This window comes from Cohaesibacter sp. ES.047, assembly GCF_900215505.1.
Taxonomy (GTDB): Bacteria; Pseudomonadota; Alphaproteobacteria; order Rhizobiales; family Cohaesibacteraceae; genus Cohaesibacter.
Genome location: NZ_LT907844.1, coordinates 4056913 through 4073352 on the forward strand (window position 1 = coordinate 4056913; position 16440 = coordinate 4073352).

The window sequence follows — 16440 nt, forward strand, 5'->3', positions numbered from 1 at the left end:
CCGCTTGCGCATGGAAAGGTGTGAGTCATGGCAACCAAACAGGTTGATGTCAAACTGTCGGTTGGTGCCCTGATGAAAATCAAGGGGCCGCTGGACCGTGGCGCGAAACAATGTGAGCAGTTTGCCAAGCGTGCCGGTGGCGCGCTTAAAAAGCTCGAAGATCTTAAAGGCCCTATCAAATCGATTGAGGCCTATAAGAAGCTCGACAAGGAATGGAAAGACAGCCGCAAAAACCTCGATAAGCTCCGGCAGCACCAAAAAAAGTTGCATAGCGAGCTTTCCAAGGGTGGCAAAGTCACCGCCAAGATGCGGGCCGAGTATGAGCGCGCAACACGGGCGGTCGAGAAGGCGGGGCGCGCGACGCAGCGGCATGCGCAACAGACACTCCGGGCCAAGCACAGCCTTGACAGCATGGGCATTTCGGTGCGCAATATCGCGAGCGCAGAAAACCGCCTGCAAGCTGAGCTGAAACAGACTGAAAGCCACATCAATCGCAACCGCACCGCTTGGGAGCGCCGCGCGGAATCGGCTCGCCGCGCGCAAGAGAAGCTATCCAAGATCGAGCAGAACCGCGACAAGTGGGGCCGTCGGGCGCTGGTGAGTGGTGGAGTGCTTTACGGCACCAAAAGGCTGACAGGAGCCGCTGCGCGTCAAGTGTACAGCGCTGCGGAATATAAGGCCGGTTTCACGCAATATAAAATCAAGGGCGAGCTGTCGGGCAAGGAAACGGAGGACACCAAACGGATCGTTGATCGCGTTTCCGCAAAAGTGGCCCTTGATCGGTCTCAGGTCGCTGAGGCTGCCTTTGCGGCCATCGAAGCAGGTATGTCCAACAGCAATATTCAAAAGAGTTTGCCATCTTGGGGCCGTGTCGCCAAGGTCGGCGGGGCGGACACAAGGGATCTGGTCAATCTGACGGACTCGCATTTGCGCAATCTGAAAATTGATCCAAAACAGATCGAAAAAGCGTTGGCAATTCAATATTCTATTGGCAAGTCCGGCAAGTTCGAGATGGACTCAATGGCCAAATATGGCGCGAAACTGGCATCCAAATATGAGGGTTTAAAGTACACCGGTATGGATGCGGTGGCGTCTCAGGCAGCTGCGTTTCAGGTATCTATGAATAGTACAAATGACGCCGCAATAGCCGCCAACAATTTCAGCAACTTTTTTACCGCTCTCGGATCAAATGAAACCAAAAAGCGCTTCAGGGAAAAAGGCATCGATACCGAGACCGAATGGAAAGGGGCGCTGAAATACGGCAAAGATCCCATTTTGCACATGGGTAAAGTGATTAGGGAGGCGGCCAAAAGTGACAAATTCCGGCTCGATGAAATGTTTGGAGATGAGCAGGCGCGTAATTTTGCTCAAGCGCTAATGACGCAGATCGATGAGTATCAGGCTTATAAGAAAGCGGGCTTCGAAGGGGCCGGGAAACTGGATAGCGACCTGACTGAGGTCCTCAATGATCCTCAAGCCAAAATGGATAAGATGGCCCAGAGTTGGGAGCGGATTTCCGGCAAGATCTCAGGGTCGTTTCTTAGCAGTATGAGCAAGCTTTCCGACACGGTCCAGCCATACCTCGATAAACTTGAAGCTTGGATGGACAAGAACGGCGATGCGCTGACTACCATGACTAATGTCGGGGCCAGCGTCGTCGGTGCGACGGGGGCTGTTGCCGGGCTGACGCTGGCTGTCGCCGGTGCCGGACTCACCAAGGCTCTGGTGCAAGGTGGCTGGATCGCCCTGACACAGGGGCTTGACGGCCTAATCGAACGGTACACCACCCTCGAGAACAAATCCAAGCGGGTTAGTGATGGCATCCTTGATACTGGCAAAGCTAGTAAGAAAGGCGCGCGACGCAGTATCGTGCCGTCGACGACAGTCCTTAGCCGGGCCGTCCCAGCGACTGCGGCGGCAAGTGCCACAGCCGCTTTGCTCGCGATGGGGGCGCAAGATCGGGTACGAGCGCACGCGGATCCTGATGCTTGGTTGAAGAAGTTTCAGGGTGTTCAACCTCGCGACGAGGTCGAGCGGGCCATGGCCTGGCAACAGTCGCAGCGTATCGGCGACGGTATGGCTCCAACCAATGAGGTGGAGAAGCTACGCCAGAGGCTCAAATTCTATCGTGAGGCCAGCGAGGAGGATCGGGCCAAGATCCGGGCCAATGCGCAATCGGCTGTTGAGGAAATGCGAGCGGCGTCGCAAAAGCTGAGCGGCGAAATTGCCAATTCAGGGATTCCTAATGCAATGCGGGATCAGGCGGCGAAGATTCGCAGTGTGGTATTTAGTGGTCCGCGTGTGATTGGGGATTCTCTGGTCGACAAAAAGCGGGCGCATGGCGGCGATTTCAATGCCGGAGATACACTGGAAGTTGGTGAGAATGGCCGTGAGGTCATAACCATGGGGCAAAGTGGTCACGTTGCTTCAAACGCGGCTCTACGGTCGATGGCTGGTAAGGGGCAGGGGCGTTCAATTGTCCAGAACATCTATCCCGCCGCAGGGATGGATGAAAACGCGCTCGCATCCCTGATCATTAAAATGCTTGGCGACGCGGAAAGCGAATCCTATGGATCCTCAAGCTTTGCATAAGGTGACAACATGTCCGAGATATTTGTGATTGACGGACTAATCGTTGAGGGGTGGCTTTTTGGTGGCATGACTGTCAGCGAAAACACCACTAGCGGCTCAGTGCGCAAAGAGATCCTTGGCGCAAAGGCACGCCATGAAAAAACCAAGCAGGGGGATGATGTGCTGGAAATATCCGGCAAGATCGCTCCCAAGCAATTCGGCGGATTGCGACATATGCGCTATTTGCAATCCGCCTGTCGTGATGCTGTGCCGATCTTTGTTACGCGCGGGGTAACGGAGCCTTTGGGTTGGTATGTTGTGACCAGCATCAATAACGGTCACCGTCATATTGATATCGATGGCATTGGTCGCTTGATTGATTTTTCTATCCAACTAGAGGCAACGGAAAGCCCGACAAAGCTTGGTACGGTTTCGACAATCCTCAACAGGATTACATCCATCATTGGCGAGCTGTTTAGGTGATTCATGGCCGATTATGAAACTGTTATCGTCAAGACCATCGGCCTCACTCTATCGCGGCTCCTGTGGCGACACAGGGGCAGATTGCGGGTGACGGGCCTTTTGGAGACCACCCTTGATCTCAATCCCGGTCTGTCGGGCGAAATGAAGCTGGCCGTCGGAACGGAAATCAAGATCCCCTATATCGAGGATGACATCAGTTCGATCACTGACGAGCCGATCCAAATTTTCAGCTGATAGGCGGACGCTATGCAGACCTTTTATTATGAGGTGATCGTCGGCGGATCGGTGATGATCTCCGGATCGAGCCTTAGCGATGTTCAATCGATCACCATCAACGATGCGGACGGCGAGGGCAGTGACACCGCGTCGATTACGCTCGACAATACTGATGACCGCATTTTTGGCCCACAGAAGAATGACCCGGTTATGATCCGGATCGGACGGACACGGGCAGGCATGGTGACCCGCTTCATCGGTTTTGTCGATCGGCCCGCCATGTCAGGCAGCGTCGGCGGCGGGCGGATATGTACGGTCAATTGTTCATCCGGCGATCCGACTAGCAAGAGCAAAGAGCCCTTACAGCTATCCTACAAGAGAAAATCGATCGAGCACATTCTCGGCGACGCCGCGAAAAAGGCCGATCTTATGACGCCAAAGATCGACCAATCAATTGCTAAGATCATCCGGGATGATGAGCTTTTTGACGGAGAAAGTTTTGAAGAGGGATCTTATAGGATTGCCAAGGAGTTAGGCGCTCGCTTCAAGTTGTTTGGGAGGGTACCGGTTCTTGTGGCCGCCAACAGCGGCCAATCAGTAAGCGGTCAGACACTGCCAACAGTTCAGGCTACTTGGGGCGTCAATCTCATCAGTTGGCAGATCACGCCGCGCGTTTCGCGCGCCAACTATCAAAAACAATCCGCGCCGTGGTTCGACTTTGAAAAAGGTGAATGGGCCATTGCAGATGTTGATCAGAAAGAGGATGGCAAAGCCAAAGCCCAGCGACCGGGCGCACGGGCAACCGAGGCCGAAGCAAAGCAAAGCGCCACCTCAGAGAAAGACGGCGCTGACAGGGCTGACGGAACCGGCACAGTCACGCTGGATGGCGACGCTAATATTTTTGCAGGTGCGCCGCTGGTGCTATCCGGTGCCGACAGCCTGTCCGATGGCACCTATCGGATCAAGTCATGCAACATGACCCTGAGCACGGGGGGCTGGATTGCGAATTGCCATGTCGAACAGCCGCAAGGTGAGGCTGGAAAAGACAAGCGCAAACCGAAAAAGACAGCCAACAGCACTAGCAGCACGAAAAGCACCACGCCAAGCAAGATCTCGAATTATGCAGAGAAATGGTATGGCAACGGGTGATCGGCACTTCTGCAACGCAGAGGGCTTTAAGACCTTAAAAGTTCTTATTTTGTTCTTGTGCTGGTTGACAAAACGGGCATACATTCGGATCCGGTTGCTCAAGCGGGTCTGATGGCTAATGGAAAAATCTGAAGAGTGGGAAACTGTAATCCTGGGGCCGCGATGGCAGGTACGGGTGCGGGACTTTTTGCCCGGCATATGGTTGCGTCTCAAGTGCCCGTGCGGGCATGAGGCTGTGGTCAGCACCGAGCGGATGCATGCCCACCATCCGCCGTATATGCGGTTGAAGGAAATTGAATACAAGTTTCGTTGCCGTGCCTGTGGTGACAACAAGGAAATCATGTGGAGCGCTGTGAAGCTGATCAGTTGAGATCTTGTAAGTGGTTAGATAAGCAACAATGTGCTAGAAAAGCGGGTATGGATATGGATGTAAGCATTGATCACGCTCTTTTGGAGGCTGCTGCGCTTCAGCGCATAGGCGATCCACCAGCAATCATACGCCCGTTTTTTGATGCCGACGCTGGATTTGCTGCAATGAAGGAATCCAATCAGAAACAGATTGCGAGTTTACGGGCGTCTCTCGATAAATATGAACGAGACGGGCAAATGATACTACATAGCTTGGATACCGCTTTCTCAGAACACGAGTTGTCTGGTCAGCATATCTCCTCGCTGAATCGACTCGTTGAGATTATTGAAGATCGTGCTGATAAATATGTAGCTTTGTATCGAAAATCCCAAAAGGAAGTCAGCACTCTTGTGAAGGAATGTAGAAGACTTTCTCCTGCGCATGCATCGGACTTAAAGGCGGATTTTGATGTTGTTTTGGGTCTTTACAAGCGCGAGATTGATGTGATCCTGATTTATGCTGATGGTGTCAGGTTTTTACGTGGTAAACATGATCCAACCAACAAGGTCATCGCGAAAACGAATTCACCTCAGGATACGGTCTCTTTTCTAGAGGCGTTGATGGATTAGTGACTTGCGAGATCGAGTATACCGAACAGTTTGTCAGTGCATTTAAAAAGCTTTCGCAACAGCAGCAAAAGCGACTGACAGAGACGGTCAAAAAGCTAAGTACCGATCCCGACCATCCCGGTTTGCGTAGGCACAAGTTCAAAGGCCTGCGCGATTGTTGGACCATTCGTTCAGGCCGAAGCGACAGATTGGTCATTCTCCAAATTCATCAAACAAGATTTAGACTGCTCGATGTTGGCCCGCATGATGCGGTATACCGACGACTAAATCGAAGTTAGTCTTTTTGCGAACGCAATCAGTTGAGCAGTGTCGGGGTATCTTCTGGGCGCGGCAACATAGCTGATCCGGCTTCCTGCTGGGTCTCTGCCTCTTGTTTTGCCATTGCCAGTAGATAGTTCACGACGGCGGCATTTGTGTTGCCTTCGGTGAGGAGCAGCGCGCGGTTGATCAGGGTGATGACCTTGAACCACGGATCCTCTGGATTGGTCGGCTGATCGGTCATTCGAATGCCCCTTTTGGTTTTACCCGTAGACTTTGCTACCGCAATTGCTGCTGATTGGCAATGGCGGCGCTTTCCCTACATTGTTGGAGGTGATCCATGATCACGCTGGCGTTTTATCGCGGGCGAGGGTGGCTGCGTGCTGTTCTCGCCCGATTGCTTTCGTGTGGCTCTAGTTACATTCCGCCACCCGCCCCATCACGTGAAGAATTCGCCAGAGCGCATAGGCGCGCCTGCGGTGTGGCTGCAATTTCTACAATCCCAACAGTAAAAGCAAAGCCGAAAGGAAAAAGCCATGATGAGCTTTGAACAATTCTTCGCGGGGTTTGGTTTCTCATACTTCACCGCTTCGGAGGCGTTTTTCAAGGGTGATGCTCATGTCAATCCGCAACATCCCGGCTTTGGTCTCAACACCGACCCTCCGCCCGAGCTTTGGTGGAACATTATCAAGACGGTTGAGCAGCTGGAATGGCTGCGGCGCGACATTGGCGAGCCGATCCGGATCGTCAGCGCTTATCGGTCACCGGCCTACAATGCTGTGATTAGCAAAGCAGCTGCCAGCCAACACATGGAATTCACGGCGCTTGATTTCACTGCCGCGACCCGATCCCCGAAATATTGCTATGACCGCCTGATGTGGCGGCGTGACAGAGGCGCGTTCAGTGGCGGGATAGGGCTGTACGACACATTCGTTCACATCGACACGCGCGGCGTGGATGCCGACTGGCACGGCTAAGCACCTCAATTCCGTAAACCTCAAAATCACATCACCCTAACGCTCTCGTTATTTCCGCTGCGCGGAATTAACTGGCGCGGAATTAACTGGCGCGTGCTTACGGCGTCGCCGCTGTTGCGGCTTGCCTTGACTGGCGCGTGCTTGCGCCGTCGGCGCATTCGCGCCTTGTCTTATAGGAGTTACCCATGCGAATTTCATCTTTCGCGACGGTTCCGCTCGTCATTTTCGCCCTGCTGGCCATTGTCTTTTCCAACGTCCATTTTTCGCCTCTGTTGGCGGGCTATCCCTCTGGCGGCGTCTATTCGGCGTTGGCTTCGGTCTGTGCTGGTCTGGTCTTGGGTTGTGCCTTGTTCGCGATGTCCAAGCGAGCAGAGGTCTTGCTGCCGCTGGTGATTGTATTTCCAGCAGTCATTCTCTTGTGGCTGCTCGAAGTGCCGCGCAAAATCCGCCTCTTGCTGCTGTTCGGCGCGGCGCTGGCGGGCGGACTCGCCATCGGGCGTCCGGCTTTTGCGGCTGAGACATATGCGATCGATACCAAGCCGATGATTGATCTCATCATGCCGTTTTTTGAACCGGTCATCCTTGCGGCCTTCACGGCGTTGCTGGGCATCGTTGCAAAGCTGCTTAAAAAATATGTCGGCGTTGAGCTGGATGAAAAGCACCGGGAAAGTCTGGCGCAGATTGCCGCCAGCAAACTCAATCAGATTGCTTTTGAGCAAGTCAGCGCCCACGCACCAACCTATTATACCCGTCATCAGATTTTGCAAACTGTTGCCGACTATATCGTCGAGCGGGGGCCACAGGCGGTCAAACATTTCGGGCTGACGCCAAAGGCGCTTGAGGCCTATATCGCGGGCAATTTCAGGCGGGAATTGATGAACTTGGAGTCTCGGTCTGATGTCAACACTGAAACTGGTTTTAACCTTCGCCCTGCGTCTCCTTATGGCCGGTCTGGACCAATGGATCCTGCGCCGCAAGGCCGATAGGGCCGACGATCTAAAACACCGTGCGGATGCAGAGCAGCGCGCCCGCGAGGCAGAAGGGAGGGCGGCAGATGCAGCGCTGGATAATCCTGGTCCTGATGGCCCAGATGGCATTGTTGACCGCCTGCGCCGGGAGGGTCACCTCTGACGGCCCGCGCCCTGGATCTTCGGGACCAGCGGCGCTGCCTGTGCCACGGCTCAAAACCTATGAAAAGGCGTTTGTCGACCGGCTGGCCGACGAGCTTGAAGCCATGCCGATCGACAGTGCGTCACGCGTCTGTGCGGCGGATCTATACACACTCAGGCGGCAAATCTGTGCTATCAATGGCCAGCAGCCCGCCTGTCAACTCATGAGGCAATCGAAATGATGCGACACCTTGTCCGTCTTGTTGCGTCCGGTTTGACGCTTTTGGTGTTCTGGCATATTTCCGGAGCGGTGGCTGGTTGGAAACAGGATCGAGAAACCCTGTTTCGAGAAGGCAAGCGAACTCCGGCCATCGTGCGCCGTGTGATCGATGCGGACACGGTATCGGTCGATGTGCGCCCCTGGCTTGATATCAAGGTCGAAGATGTCGCCGTCCGCATTGCCGGCATTGATACGCCCGAGAAGTCCGGCACCGGCTGCACCATGCACCCACTTTGGCACGACGGAAAAGTGCCTGATGATGTCAAGGCACATGAGAATCTGCTCGGCTGTCGCGCGACCGCTTTTGTAGCGGGAACTGATGCCGTCAAGAGCAAGAAGTGCAAAGCCCTGCTGCAAGGCGAGCCGCGACAAGCGGGCCTGTTGCATCCGGGCGACCCTGTCATCCTGACCGAAATCCATGGCGGCAAGTATTTTGGCCGGGTGGTTGGCGATTTGCTCTATCCGGTCGAGGGCACAAAGAACCCGGTTGTCTGGCAATCCCTCGCCATGAAGCTCTATAAAGAGGGCATGGCCGTGATCTATGGGGCGCGGCTGAAGAATGGCCGCCTGATCGAGGACAGAAACGCCCTGACCAAGGGTGCCTGGTGGTGTGACGGCAAAACGTCCAAGCCACCAGAAGAGGAGCGCGACTGAATGCCCGATAAGCTTTTGGAGCTTCTGGGTCTCACTCAAAGCTCACGCCCGGATCTTGTGCCGGGTTTTTTTGGTGCCCTGGCTCGGGCCATCGTGGTCAGCTGGCGGATGATCTTGAAGGGGGAGGGGTGTCTGGTTGTCTTTCGGGCGGCCTGCTATTTTATCGGTGCTCTGGCTGTCGGGCTGATGACAGCCGCCTATCTGACCGATATCACCGAGCCGGTGATGGTCAAGCTGCTCGGGACGATAGGCATCGCGATCGAGCATCCTCGCACGTCCGCCGCATTTATAACCGGCTTTGCAGGCATTGCCCTGCTTGAAGGCGCGCTTAAAATGGCCAAAGCTTGGAGCGAGAATCCGAGGTTACCGCTTGGGAAAAGATGATGTTGACTGTGGCCCGCTGGAGTGATCCGGCGGGCTTTTTTTATGTCTGGTTTTTATCAATCTGAGGTTCGCGCATATCAGGCGCTAGTGCCCTGCAGGAGTTAGCGTCAGATAAGCTCTGCTCATCCATGTCCGGCTCAAGGTCATCGACTTGACCACAGGCCTCTATGAGAGCCTCCAATTCATCGCCATCAAGTATGACAAATAACGTAGCTCCGCGCCCATCTTTTCTGACGTTTAATTTGGCATTTTCAATAATGGCACTCAGGCCCCGCTGCTGTTTCAGCAGCATCTCACGCTCACTCAACACCATACTACAACTCTTCTTAAATAGAGTTGTATAGAAGCAACAGCGCATCAATAGGTCAAGGTAAATCAACCATTAATAGCATACTACTTTTTGCGCAACGTGATGCATTTTTGGATGCAGAGAATGCGGCTCCACAAGCCATCTGGTATTTCACCATAAATTACAACGCCATCTTGCGACTGTATAACATCAAGGTGTTCGAGTAATTCAATAAATGCTCTTTGGCAGTCTTGTTTTTCTTGCTTCATTTCTAACCACTCATCACTCCTATGAGTGGTTATTAAACCAGAACATTGTCAAATCTACCGATTGAGGGTTGGTACTTTAGAAAAGTCCTAACTGTGCGCGAACAATCCAACCTGAGTGATACAGCAATAACAAAGACACTAGTCATTTCGCCCAAATTGGTAAACATAAAGCCATGTGAGATAAGTATTTTTGCATGGTCTCAAGGGTTTCCCCTTGGCCATATTTAGGCCGGTTGGTCGCATGGCCCATCAGATCGGCCTGAACTCGCTCTGGCACCTGACCTAATTCAGGGTGGCGCAATGCAATAAGCCTATCTTGAAATGACGCCCTCAGCGAATAGACCGTATGCCCCGGCGTCTCTCTTAGTTGATGCTCGCGCAGATACTTATTGATGTTTGCACTGACCGCATCTTCCCTGTCCGCATAAACTGGAAACCCTTCTGGCCGCTGCTTTGCAGCCCAAAGGGATATGCCAACCAATGGAATAGACCTGACGGCATTTCTAGTTTTTAACTCACGACCATTGGATGGCCGGATCTCGATGTGAGGAATGGGATGGTTTAGTTTTATCTGCTCCGGCTTCATGTTGATGATTTCGCCCGGTCGCGCGCCGGTCTCTATTAACATATAAAACATGAGCTGTTGATCTTCATTCAGAGTGCTAAGAGACTGCCGATTGAAGAAATTGGCAGTCAAAAACTCAGTTGAGTAAGGTGGTGTTTTGAGAGGCTCAGTTTCACGGAATTTCAGCCCCTTGAATGGCTTCTCCCATTCCAACCGCTTGGCATCACAAACGCGATTGCAAATGATATCCAGATATCCAATGTCTTTGTTGGCGCTGTTTGGCGTGAGTCCTTCATTGACGATGCGGTCTGCCCACCAATCCCGAAAATCAAGAGCATCGGCCCGCGTCACACTCGTAAGCACCTGATCGCCCTTGATGGCGATATAGTTTCGAAATGCCTTCTCGCGGGGATTTTTATATTTACGGACCTGGTTAGGGCTTTTTCCTTGCGTATCCGTCTTGCTGAGATCCCAAAAATAAGAGAGTGCCTTTGATAAAGTTAGGCTCGGTTGATCCGCTGTCCCCAAGAGAGCATCAGCAACAACTTTGCTTTCGATCCTTCCTGACTGCTCAATGAGCTCCAGCCGCCTAACAAGGCCAGATACCTCATCCTCTAGCAATTTATCCGCTGAGACGTAAGTTACGCCAAAAGAGCGCGCGAGTTTTTGAGCAGCCTGCCATTGCTCCTCGGCATCACCTGATCGCGAGGCCAGTAGCGCATCCCAACGAAGCTCGATTTTGCTATTGATTGCGATTGCTTTTGACTTCGCTAAGTCATAGGAGTCAGTTTTGAGAGAGAGCTTGATATCTGTCGCACCCTCGATTTCAACAAGACGTTTTGGCACACGGCGATTATAGTAATAATGTCGCCCACGACGCTGTAAATAGTCAGCCATTCCTATAGACCATCTCAAATTGTAGTACAAAATGCAGTACATTTAGTAGTACAATTGGCAATGAATGGCAAAATCGAGTGTGCATAAACTCAGATTAAATCAATGAAAACAACATCTTAGGATAAAATCAAATGGCGGAGGGGGAGGGATTCGAACCCCCGGGACCGTGAAGCCCAACGGTTTTCAAGACCGCCGCAATCGACCACTCTGCCACCCCTCCGGCGTCAGATGATGGACGCCCTTTTGCCGCTATTTCCCACCAAATGCAAGTCTGCATATCCAGTTTGCATCCAGTTTATGAAATGATTGTTGAAAAGGCCTTGCGCAAAACATGTCGGTCAGATGGAACCGCTCACTTGCTGCCGCATGATCCGACGAGGAATCAGTAAGCGAGAAAACCTGGGGCAGGGCAGGAAACAAGGGAGGATTGCTCCACAGGGCAAAGCCCCGCGGGCGTCAACAAGGTTATCGACATTGCGCGCTTTTTCCCTTGCATACTAACGAATTCTTTACCATAGAAGCACGAATTCGTTAAATTTGCTGGCATCTCATGCGCACTTCATTCATAACAATTCTTTGCGAGCTAGAATGAGGCCACAGACGCGAGCGCCTTGTGCCATTAACCTTGATGCTTTAGGTTACTTCGCAAGAGAAACGCTTGGTCGGCGAAACAGTTGTGAGTGCTGTCGACATGTCAGATTTGATCAGATGGGTCCTCAAAAGGGACCTACAGCCGCCTCTTAACGCTCAAGGGACACCTTTAATGTCTTTACGCTTCTTTGCGATCGCGGCGCTGTCCGTTTCGCTGGTTGCCTGCTCCGGCACGACGTCCAAAAACAAAAAGGGGCGCTACGACCCCAAGTATGGCGTATCCGCCAGTACACGCGTCGCCACGGACAAGAGCCATTTCAAAAAGGGTGGAGGGCACTACAAAATCGGCCGACCTTACAAGGTCGCCGGCCGGACCTATGTCCCCAAGCATCAGCCGAATTACGAAAAGACCGGCAAGGCATCTTGGTACGGGGATGACTTTCATGGCCGCCTGACCGCCAACGGCGAAATCTTCAACATGAATGAATTGACGGCGGCTCATCCGACGCTGCCACTGCCGTCCTATGTGCGCGTGACCAATCTGAAGAACGGCCGCTCGGTCATCGTCCGGGTGAACGATCGTGGCCCATACGCCCATAACCGCGTCATCGACCTTTCCAAACGCGTCGCCGAAGTGCTCAGCTTTAAAAACGACGGCATCGCGAATGTCCGTGTGAAGTATGTTGGCAAGGCCCGCATGGATGGCAAGGATGCGAGATATCTTGAAGCGTCTTATCGCGCACCCGGACAGAAAATCGGCGACGACCGCCGGGCCGTACCGGCTGAAGGTCAGGACCGTGCGGCGCCTGAGGTGATGGTCGCCTCTGCAGCGCCGGCCAAGAAGAAGCCCTCCAAACAGCGCGGCACCTTCCTGTTGGCGCACCTGCCAAATCTGGGTGAGCCGGACGCCCCCAAAACCTCTTTGTCCTTTCCCACGCCCGTGCAACTCGCTGAGGCTCCCGAAAACGGTTGGGCACCGATTGATCTTGTGGGGGACGGCTACTTTCCGCCAGATGAGGCCAACCCGGCCGCGCCGATCAACTTCGCTCAGATTGCCCCGGTTCAGCTCAACTATGCCGAACAAAGCTCCCAGCGTGTGAGAAGGGCGCATGAAGCCATTGCCATGCTGTTCGACACCCCCAAACAAAACGCCTTGCAGCAGGCCCTGAAGCGGAAGAAGACATCAGGCAAAAAGCCCGCTCCATCCGTGGCAACCAACAGGATCATCGGTTCCTTAGAACCGGCATATGCGCGGCGGATTGCCGAGGAATTTGCAGCTTTGGCTGCGGTTGATCTTTCAGCAGAAGGCAGTGGTCTGGTGTCCTTGCGGATCACCAGATTGAAATCCGGCGTTTTGTGGTCTGATATCGATCAGTTGAAGGAAAAATTTGGCCTCAAAAGCAGTTGATCGGTCAAGTTCAACAAAATTTCATTTCAAATCCTTGCCGATTTCGGTAAGGATCCTTTCACTTTTGCACCAGCTTATGTAGTATCGCCATAGCTGTGTGGGATCCGCGTACAGGCATTTACTGTCCATGCTTTCGCATAGGTCTGTTTGAGTAAAGAGTTATTGTGCGCTGGGAGGGGATGTATGCTCAACGATATTACAAGACGTTTGGCTATTTATTCTATATTTGTCGGAATGAGCCTTACTCTGATGGTCATGCCATCCGCAGCGCAGCTCTATCAGACCAGCGCCAAACACGCCACACTGATGGACTTCGACTCCGGCGCCACCCTCTTCTCCAAGGATGAAGACGAGCAGATGCCACCAGCATCTCTGGCCAAGTTGATGACCATCGAAGTCGTATTTCATGCTCTGAAGAACAACGAATTGAGTCTTGATGACGAATTCCTGATTTCCGAAAACGCCTGGCGCAAAGGCGGCGCCAATTCTGGCGGCTCGACGATGTTTGCCAAACTCGACTCTTCTGTTTCCCTCGATGATCTTCTTCATGGCATCATCGTACAGTCCGGCAACGATGCCTGCATCGCCGTAGCCGAAGGGATGGCAGGTAACGAGGCCACCTTCGCCCAGTTGATGAACCGGAGAGCGGAAGAAATCGGCCTCAAGCACTCACGCTTTGCCAATTCAACCGGCTTACCCGCGGAAGATCAATATGTCACGGCGCGCGATCTGGCCCATCTCGCCCGTCATCTGATCGAAGAATATCCCGATCTCTATCATTATTTCGCCATTCCCGAATTTACCTGGAACAATATCACCCAACGCAACCGCAATCCGATCCTTGGCGCAACAGAAGGCGCTGACGGCCTGAAAACGGGACATACCCAAGCGGCCGGATATGGTGTTGTCGCCTCAGCGGCTCGTAACAACCAGCGCCTGATTGCCGTTCTGGGTGGCATGAAATCCAAGAAGGAACGGCGCGAAGAAGCCCGAAAGATCATCGACTGGGGCTTCAGGGCGTTCGTCTCGAAGCGCATCTATGACGCCGACGAGGAAATCGCCTTTGCCAGCGTGCATGGCGGCAACAAATCCGAGGTCGTTCTCGTCAGCGAACGGCCGGTCAATCTGTTCATGGCGCGCGCCAATCAAGGACGCCTGAAAGCCCGCGTCTACTACAATGGTCCGCTCGAAGCCCCCATTGATGAAGGGCAGGAAGTGGCAACGCTCAAGGTCTGGGCGGATGATAAGCTCATCCTCGAAACGTCTCTCATCACCGGAGAATCCATCGGTATGGGCAGCATGACCCAGCGTGCGATCGATGGCGTCGAAGAGCTTCTGCTCGGCTGGCTCTAGCTGTCAGCTGACCACCCAACTGGGCAGCCAACCTGCATGCGAAGACCATAATTTCAGGGACAGACGCACTTTTCGCTCCCCCAAGAGGGTGCAACGGCGCGTCATTTGAATAATATTGTCCCCCAACTAGGGTCCGCATGGAATGAGTCGCGAATGCAACGAGGAAAATTCATAACCTTTGAAGGTGGGGAAGGGGTCGGCAAAACGACCCAGATACGCCTGCTTTCCGAGTATTTGAAGACCAAGGGCATTGAGTGTATCTCCTCACGTGAACCCGGCGGATCTCCATGGGCGGAAGCGGTGCGCCATGTTCTTCTTTCGGGTCTGGCCGACAAGATGGGACTGGGCCCAAGCGGAGAGGCCATTCTGTTCGCTGCAGCACGGGCCGATCATGTTGACAGCAAGATCGAACCTGCGCTTGAGCAGGGCAAGTGGGTTCTGTGTGACCGTTTCATGGACTCCACCCGTGTCTATCAGGGCGAAAGCGACGACGTTGCGCCCGAACTGGTCGACAGTCTCGAACGCATCGCCATCAATGGACACAAGCCGGATCTGACATTCATTCTTGATCTCAGGGCCGATGTCGGTCTGCACAGGGCCAATGCCCGCCGAAAGGCAAGCGAAGCCGTTGATCGGTTTGAGCGCGAGGATATCACCATCCACGAAAATCGCCGCAACGCCTTTCTTCAACTGGCGACGCGCAATCCGGATCGCTGCCGCGTCATCGATGCATCCCAGACGATTGACGAAATCGCCTTCGATATCTGGCGGACGGTCGAAAATGTGCTGATCAAGCCGGCGAAGGCCGAGCAAGAAAAACGCGATGCCGATCAGACATCGGAGCAAAATGAGGCAGAAGAGGCCTAGATGGCAGATCAAAACACCGACAATCAGGTCTTTGACCAGTTGCAGACCCTGCCACCACCTCATTTGCAACTCGCCTTTCACGGCCATGCCGAGGCCGAGCAGACCTTTCTGTCGACCTGGCAATCATCCAAAATGCATCACGCTTGGCTGCTCACAGGCCCCAAAGGGATCGGCAAAGCCACGTTCGCCTTTCGGGCCGCCCGCTTCATGTTCGCAGAAGGCCGTCTGCAGAACACTGGAGGAGGGCTTCTTGATGACGCAGGAGCACAAAGCCTTGATGTGAACCCGGAGAGCAGCATCACGCGGCAGGTGGGCAATTTGGCTCATCCGAACCTTTTGCTGATCGACCGTCCCTATGACCAGAAGGGCAAGAAGTTCAAGACCGAGATCACCGTCGATGAAGTCCGCCGCACAGTTGGCTTTTTTGGCTCCACGGCAGGGGAAAACACCTGGCGTGTGTGCATTGTCGATCCGGCAGATGATCTCAACAGCAACGCGGCCAATGCGCTGCTGAAAATCCTCGAAGAGCCGCCCGAACGCACGGTGTTCTTCCTGATCTCTCATGCGCCGGGACGCCTTCTACCGACAATCCGGTCCCGCTGCCGCAAACTGCCCTTTACACCGTTAGAGAACCCAGAGCTGACAGAGGCGATCACAGATCTTGAAATCGCCGAAGGCAAAGACGCCGAACGCCTGAGCGAAATATGTGATGGCTCCGTTCGACGGGCCGCCGAAATGCAATCCGAGGATGGGCTCATTGTCGTGCATGCCTTCGAGCGTCTGCTCAAGCCACCCTTTGCACCGGACTATGAGAGCATGAATGCGTTCGCCGAGATGATTAGCCAACGCGGCAAGGAAGAGCGCTTTTCCGGCTTTGCCGATCTCGTTCAGCGCTATCTCTCCAAACGACTGCATGAACAGCACAACAAGGATGGCATCAGAAATGCCGATCTGTATCCGCTGTCCCAAGCATGGGAGGAAAGTGGCGAGATGATCCGGCAAACCCAGATTTTCAATCTCGACAAGAAGCAGACCGTCATCGAAGTGATGCGCATGATCGCAAAGGCGTCCAAGGGTTCCTGACTGTCCGCTGTCCACCGAGAAAACGACAAAAGGCCTTGACGGCAAAGGCACCATCGCCC

The 16440-nt window shown here is 53.7% G+C and carries 19 protein-coding genes and 1 tRNA gene; 15 read left to right on the plus strand and 5 right to left on the minus strand.

Features of this window, described 5'->3' with window-relative positions; genetic code table 11:
* The first annotated feature begins 27 nt into the window (after positions 1 to 27).
* The 6 genes from CPH65_RS18585 (at position 28) to CPH65_RS18610 (ending at position 5397) form a co-directional block, all read left to right on the plus strand.
* Complete coding sequence (locus CPH65_RS18585; RefSeq protein WP_096175239.1) at positions 28 to 2592, plus strand: phage tail tape measure protein; 2565 nt, start codon at positions 28 to 30, stop codon at positions 2590 to 2592.
* Positions 2593 to 2601: 9 nt separating this feature from the next.
* Complete coding sequence (locus tag CPH65_RS18590; protein WP_096175240.1) at positions 2602 to 3054, plus strand: phage tail protein; 453 nt, start codon at positions 2602 to 2604, stop codon at positions 3052 to 3054.
* A 3-nt stretch (positions 3055 to 3057) separates the two neighbouring features.
* Complete coding sequence (locus tag CPH65_RS18595; protein WP_096175241.1) at positions 3058 to 3288, plus strand: tail protein X; 231 nt, start codon at positions 3058 to 3060, stop codon at positions 3286 to 3288.
* Between the two features lie 12 nt (positions 3289 to 3300).
* Complete coding sequence (locus CPH65_RS18600; RefSeq protein WP_096175242.1) at positions 3301 to 4419, plus strand: phage late control D family protein; 1119 nt, start codon at positions 3301 to 3303, stop codon at positions 4417 to 4419.
* 118 nt (positions 4420 to 4537) lie between these two features.
* Positions 4538 to 4789 (plus strand): hypothetical protein, encoded by a 252-nt coding sequence (locus CPH65_RS24155; RefSeq protein ID WP_096175243.1) that lies wholly within the window; start codon positions 4538 to 4540, stop codon positions 4787 to 4789.
* A 47-nt stretch (positions 4790 to 4836) separates the two neighbouring features.
* Entirely contained in the window at positions 4837 to 5397 is a 561-nt protein-coding gene (locus CPH65_RS18610) for a hypothetical protein (protein ID WP_096175244.1), read from the plus strand.
* A 295-nt stretch (positions 5398 to 5692) separates the two neighbouring features.
* Here the strand turns inward: CPH65_RS18610 and CPH65_RS18615 are convergent, their stop codons facing one another.
* Complete coding sequence (locus CPH65_RS18615; protein WP_096175245.1) at positions 5693 to 5899, minus strand: hypothetical protein; 207 nt, start codon at positions 5897 to 5899, stop codon at positions 5693 to 5695.
* A 292-nt stretch (positions 5900 to 6191) separates the two neighbouring features.
* Between CPH65_RS18615 and CPH65_RS18620 the strand changes: the two genes are divergently transcribed.
* The 5 genes from CPH65_RS18620 to CPH65_RS18640 all read left to right on the plus strand — a co-directional run bounded on the left by CPH65_RS18620 (position 6192) and on the right by CPH65_RS18640 (position 9059).
* On the plus strand, positions 6192 to 6632 hold the full coding sequence (locus CPH65_RS18620) for a D-Ala-D-Ala carboxypeptidase family metallohydrolase (RefSeq protein ID WP_096175246.1): 441 nt from the start codon (positions 6192 to 6194) through the stop codon (positions 6630 to 6632).
* A gap of 185 nt (positions 6633 to 6817) precedes the next feature.
* Entirely contained in the window at positions 6818 to 7618 is an 801-nt protein-coding gene (locus CPH65_RS18625) for a hypothetical protein (RefSeq protein ID WP_096175247.1), read from the plus strand.
* A 68-nt stretch (positions 7619 to 7686) separates the two neighbouring features.
* Complete coding sequence (locus tag CPH65_RS18630; RefSeq protein WP_157747796.1) at positions 7687 to 7983, plus strand: hypothetical protein; 297 nt, start codon at positions 7687 to 7689, stop codon at positions 7981 to 7983.
* Positions 7983 to 8675, plus strand: a complete 693-nt coding sequence (locus CPH65_RS18635) for a hypothetical protein (protein WP_157747797.1) — start codon at positions 7983 to 7985, stop codon at positions 8673 to 8675. Before CPH65_RS18630 ends, CPH65_RS18635 begins: the two co-directional genes overlap by 1 nt.
* Positions 8676 to 9059 carry a hypothetical protein gene (locus CPH65_RS18640; protein ID WP_096175250.1) on the plus strand — a complete coding sequence of 128 codons (384 nt, stop codon included), beginning with the start codon at positions 8676 to 8678 and terminating at the stop codon, positions 9057 to 9059.
* Positions 9060 to 9099: 40 nt separating this feature from the next.
* Here the strand turns inward: CPH65_RS18640 and CPH65_RS18645 are convergent, their stop codons facing one another.
* The 4 genes from CPH65_RS18645 to CPH65_RS18655 all read right to left on the minus strand — a co-directional run bounded on the left by CPH65_RS18645 (position 9100) and on the right by CPH65_RS18655 (position 11299).
* The gene (locus CPH65_RS18645) at positions 9100 to 9372 is read right to left on the minus strand and encodes a hypothetical protein (protein WP_096175251.1); all 273 of its coding nucleotides are present in this window, start codon (positions 9370 to 9372) and stop codon (positions 9100 to 9102) included.
* 80 nt (positions 9373 to 9452) lie between these two features.
* The gene (locus CPH65_RS24005) at positions 9453 to 9617 is read right to left on the minus strand and encodes a hypothetical protein (protein ID WP_157747798.1); all 165 of its coding nucleotides are present in this window, start codon (positions 9615 to 9617) and stop codon (positions 9453 to 9455) included.
* Between the two features lie 142 nt (positions 9618 to 9759).
* A complete protein-coding gene (locus tag CPH65_RS18650) occupies positions 9760 to 11079 on the minus strand; it encodes a DUF6538 domain-containing protein (RefSeq protein WP_096175252.1) in 1320 nt (439 codons plus the stop codon).
* A gap of 132 nt (positions 11080 to 11211) precedes the next feature.
* Positions 11212 to 11299 (minus strand) — tRNA-Ser (locus CPH65_RS18655).
* A gap of 543 nt (positions 11300 to 11842) precedes the next feature.
* Here CPH65_RS18655 and CPH65_RS24880 point away from each other — a divergent pair.
* The 4 genes from CPH65_RS24880 to CPH65_RS18675 all read left to right on the plus strand — a co-directional run bounded on the left by CPH65_RS24880 (position 11843) and on the right by CPH65_RS18675 (position 16381).
* A complete protein-coding gene (locus tag CPH65_RS24880; RefSeq protein WP_096175253.1) occupies positions 11843 to 13078 on the plus strand; it encodes a septal ring lytic transglycosylase RlpA family protein in 1236 nt (411 codons plus the stop codon).
* Between the two features lie 234 nt (positions 13079 to 13312).
* Positions 13313 to 14431, plus strand: coding sequence for a D-alanyl-D-alanine carboxypeptidase family protein (locus CPH65_RS18665; RefSeq protein WP_244574449.1), 1119 nt, complete (start codon positions 13313 to 13315; stop codon positions 14429 to 14431).
* A 153-nt stretch (positions 14432 to 14584) separates the two neighbouring features.
* Positions 14585 to 15298 carry a dTMP kinase gene (gene tmk, locus CPH65_RS18670; protein ID WP_096175255.1) on the plus strand — a complete coding sequence of 238 codons (714 nt, stop codon included), beginning with the start codon at positions 14585 to 14587 and terminating at the stop codon, positions 15296 to 15298.
* Positions 15299 to 16381, plus strand: coding sequence for a DNA polymerase III subunit delta' (locus CPH65_RS18675; RefSeq protein WP_096175256.1), 1083 nt, complete (start codon positions 15299 to 15301; stop codon positions 16379 to 16381).
* Positions 16382 to 16440: the final 59 nt, after the last annotated feature.

What these genes read in the sequence shown, in the direction of transcription:
- CPH65_RS18630 (WP_157747796.1), top strand. Translation starts at nt 7,687, where the DNA reads ATGCAGCGCTGGATAATCCTGGTCCTGATGGCCCAGATGGCATTGTTG.
- CPH65_RS18645 (WP_096175251.1), bottom strand. Translation starts at nt 9,372, where the DNA reads ATGGTGTTGAGTGAGCGTGAGATGCTGCTGAAACAGCAGCGGGGCCTG.
- CPH65_RS18650 (WP_096175252.1), bottom strand. Translation starts at nt 11,079, where the DNA reads ATGGCTGACTATTTACAGCGTCGTGGGCGACATTATTACTATAATCGC.
- CPH65_RS18640 (WP_096175250.1), top strand. Translation starts at nt 8,676, where the DNA reads ATGCCCGATAAGCTTTTGGAGCTTCTGGGTCTCACTCAAAGCTCACGC.
- CPH65_RS18665 (WP_244574449.1), top strand. Translation starts at nt 13,313, where the DNA reads ATGAGCCTTACTCTGATGGTCATGCCATCCGCAGCGCAGCTCTATCAG.
- CPH65_RS18635 (WP_157747797.1), top strand. Translation starts at nt 7,983, where the DNA reads ATGCGACACCTTGTCCGTCTTGTTGCGTCCGGTTTGACGCTTTTGGTG.
- CPH65_RS18615 (WP_096175245.1), bottom strand. Translation starts at nt 5,899, where the DNA reads ATGACCGATCAGCCGACCAATCCAGAGGATCCGTGGTTCAAGGTCATC.
- CPH65_RS18610 (WP_096175244.1), top strand. Translation starts at nt 4,837, where the DNA reads ATGGATATGGATGTAAGCATTGATCACGCTCTTTTGGAGGCTGCTGCG.
- CPH65_RS24155 (WP_096175243.1), top strand. Translation starts at nt 4,538, where the DNA reads ATGGAAAAATCTGAAGAGTGGGAAACTGTAATCCTGGGGCCGCGATGG.
- CPH65_RS18595 (WP_096175241.1), top strand. Translation starts at nt 3,058, where the DNA reads ATGGCCGATTATGAAACTGTTATCGTCAAGACCATCGGCCTCACTCTA.
- CPH65_RS18620 (WP_096175246.1), top strand. Translation starts at nt 6,192, where the DNA reads ATGATGAGCTTTGAACAATTCTTCGCGGGGTTTGGTTTCTCATACTTC.
- tmk (WP_096175255.1), top strand. Translation starts at nt 14,585, where the DNA reads ATGCAACGAGGAAAATTCATAACCTTTGAAGGTGGGGAAGGGGTCGGC.
- CPH65_RS18675 (WP_096175256.1), top strand. Translation starts at nt 15,299, where the DNA reads ATGGCAGATCAAAACACCGACAATCAGGTCTTTGACCAGTTGCAGACC.
- CPH65_RS24880 (WP_096175253.1), top strand. Translation starts at nt 11,843, where the DNA reads ATGTCTTTACGCTTCTTTGCGATCGCGGCGCTGTCCGTTTCGCTGGTT.
- CPH65_RS18625 (WP_096175247.1), top strand. Translation starts at nt 6,818, where the DNA reads ATGCGAATTTCATCTTTCGCGACGGTTCCGCTCGTCATTTTCGCCCTG.
- CPH65_RS18590 (WP_096175240.1), top strand. Translation starts at nt 2,602, where the DNA reads ATGTCCGAGATATTTGTGATTGACGGACTAATCGTTGAGGGGTGGCTT.
- CPH65_RS18585 (WP_096175239.1), top strand. Translation starts at nt 28, where the DNA reads ATGGCAACCAAACAGGTTGATGTCAAACTGTCGGTTGGTGCCCTGATG.
- CPH65_RS18600 (WP_096175242.1), top strand. Translation starts at nt 3,301, where the DNA reads ATGCAGACCTTTTATTATGAGGTGATCGTCGGCGGATCGGTGATGATC.
- CPH65_RS24005 (WP_157747798.1), bottom strand. Translation starts at nt 9,617, where the DNA reads ATGAAGCAAGAAAAACAAGACTGCCAAAGAGCATTTATTGAATTACTC.